This is a genomic window from Streptomyces sp. LS1784 (genome assembly GCF_020103755.1).
Lineage (GTDB): Bacteria > Actinomycetota > Actinomycetes > Streptomycetales > Streptomycetaceae > Kitasatospora.
Genome location: NZ_JAHSQD010000941.1, coordinates 1 through 1,947, shown reverse-complemented (window position 1 = coordinate 1,947; position 1,947 = coordinate 1). Strand labels below are relative to the sequence as shown.

Here is a 1,947-nt window from a genome sequence, read left to right as displayed (position 1 = left end):
GCCGTCGCCGCCCCGGACGCCCCGGGCCCGACGGACCGCGCCCCGGCCGGGGCGGCCCCGGCGGTGCAGCGGCTCGTCAACGTCGCCAAGGCGGTCCTCAGCAAGCCGGCGGACAGCGAGAAGGTCCAGTGGAAGGTCCAGCGTCACCTGAGGCTGCCGGAGGCGGAGAAGCAGGCGATCCTGGCCGAGATCGGGAGGATGGCCGAGTCGGGGGAGTCCCTGCGGTTCGCCTCGTACGAGAAGCTCATCGACGCGGCCAACGTCCGGGTGCGCGCGGCGAGCGGGCAGAGCCTGGCGCCCGTGACCCCCGTCGCCATCACCACCGGGGGCTTCCAGCACGAGTTGACGATCTCCGACGAGGAGCAGGTGAAGCGGCACAGGGAAGTGCGCCGGCGTCTGTCCCTGCGCGGTGTCAGCCTCGACCTGGAGGCGTTCCGCAACCGGCAGGCGATGGTGAACCCGTTCACGTACAACGACGTGGAGGACGGCGCCTCCTACACCATCGGCGCCACCGGGAACTTCGTCCTCGGCAGTGTGCCGGAGGGCGACTACTCCCAGCTGTTCGGCCTGGCCAAGAGCAAGTCGGGGCTCACGGACCAGCAGCTGGCGAACCGGTTCATCAAGGCGCTGGTCGAAAGCGGCAGCAAACCGTTCGAGGATCTGCCCAAGGACGCGCAGAAGTACTGCGCCAAGATCGTGGCCATCATCCAGGGCGCCGAGTTCCGCCGGGCCGCCGCCAACCCGACCGCGGCCATCGCGGCCTTCAACAGGGTCGCCACCAGCGACACGGCGACGCTCCACGACGAGATGAACCGGTTCACCCTGTTCGCCAAGACCGGCGGAGGGTCGGCGGACTCGCAGTACCACCGCAACGGCAAGGAGCCCGACGCGGAGCTCAACGCCCGCATTCTCCAGGAGTTCAGGTCACTGGCCCAGCTCGTGTCCGCGAACGGCTTCGACCCCAATGACGAGGAGAAGTTCTACGAGGCCTGCGAGACCATCGCGGTCGGCTCCATGAACGCCTTCAAGGCGAACTTCAGCTACACGATGGCGTAGACCGGCCGGCCCGGGGGCCCACCGGCACCGAGGTGTCGGCCGTCGCCGCGGCGGCGACGGCCGACACCCCTGTGCGGAGGGTCAGTTGTCGTTGTTGACCTTGGTGTAGGCCGCGCTGTAGCCGGTCGGGCAGTAGAGGGTGTCGCTGCCGTTGCCCATGTGCCAGGCGCCCATGACCGTCGTCTGGATGCCCTTGACGTTGTCGTTGTTGCAGACCAGCACCAGCTGCCAGTGGTTCTTCGTCGCGGTGGTCTGACAGCTCACCGACCCCCAGTTCGTCCCCTGGGTGGTGCTGCAGTACGAGGTCGCCGACGCCCCCGGCGCCGCCATCACACCGGCGGCCACCAGCAGCGCCGCCCCGGTCCCCAGAGCCGCAATTCGACGCATGACCTTCTCCCTTGTCGCCTCTCGAACAATGTGTGCGGTCAGCATGCCGAAGATGTGATCGAATGTATTCACCGGCAACACAACTGGCCGAAACCCGCCCTTCCGCTTACCCGAGCGGCGGCGGTCCCCTGGGGGGCCGCCGCCGCACCTCACTGAACTACTGGCGTACCGAACGCCCTTGAGGGCGTTCACGGTGTTCGGCGAAGCCGCCGTTCACCGCGGCCGGCTGTCGGTCAGGGGCCCGTGATCGTCCAGTACACGGCGGCGTTGTTGCCGCTGCCCCCGCTCTGCGCGAACCTGAACATCGGGTCGGAACCCGCGGAGTCGTAGCTGTTGCTGCCGACGTACGGGTTGTTCCAGTGGAGCTGGACGCGCTTGCCGTTGATACTGCAACCGCATCTGTCGTTACCGCTGGCGTTCGGCGTCGTTGGTATGACTGTGTGCTGATGAGCTGACGGTTGAGCAGGTCGAGTCGTGGTCCGAGGGGATAGTGGGCTTCCATGC

Annotated in this window: 2 protein-coding genes; one reads left to right on the top strand and one right to left on the bottom strand. The window is 67.7% G+C overall.

Annotation, left to right across the window (positions count from 1 at the left end):
* Nucleotides 1–1,056 (top strand): hypothetical protein (locus tag KS423_RS44470; protein ID WP_224285365.1); only part of this gene is annotated, 1,056 nt, incomplete at its 5' end.
* Between the two features lie 81 nt (nt 1,057–1,137).
* Here the strand turns inward: KS423_RS44470 and KS423_RS44465 are convergent.
* A complete protein-coding gene (locus KS423_RS44465; RefSeq protein ID WP_224285364.1) occupies nt 1,138–1,443 on the bottom strand; it encodes a hypothetical protein in 306 nt (101 codons plus the stop codon).
* Between the last annotated feature and the right edge of the window lie 504 nt (nt 1,444–1,947).

Coding starts and splice junctions, on each gene's coding strand:
- KS423_RS44465 (WP_224285364.1), bottom strand. CDS start 1,443: ATGCGTCGAATTGCGGCTCTGGGGACCGGGGCGGCGCTGCTGGTGGCC.